This window comes from Candidatus Accumulibacter vicinus, assembly GCF_000584955.1.
Classification (GTDB): Bacteria; Pseudomonadota; Gammaproteobacteria; order Burkholderiales; family Rhodocyclaceae; genus Accumulibacter; species Accumulibacter vicinus.
The window spans coordinates 6,299-6,536 of record NZ_JDSS02000018.1 but is presented as its reverse complement, the minus strand read 5'-3'; the positions used below and the strand labels follow the sequence as shown (position 1 = coordinate 6,536).

General features: G+C 60.1%; 1 protein-coding gene. It reads left to right on the top strand.

All coding sequences use genetic code 11. The annotated features are described in order from the left end of the window. A partial coding sequence (locus CAPSK01_RS21910; RefSeq protein WP_273703118.1) for a transposase occupies nt 1–238 on the top strand: 238 nt, incomplete at both ends.

Here is a 238-nt window from a genome sequence, read left to right as displayed (position 1 = left end):
CAGGCAATCCAGAAGGCCGAAGTCGCCCATGCCGATGAAACGGGCCTGCGGGTCGCCGGCTCGCTGCACTGGATGCACGTGCTGGCGACAGTGATGCTGACATGGGTCGGATGTCACGCGAAGCGGGGCAAAGCGGCGTTCGATGCCTTCGCCATTCTCCCCAATTTCCTGGGCACGCTCATTCATGATGGGTGGAAGCCCTATCGTGAATTGCTCTGCAAACACGGCTTGTGCAATG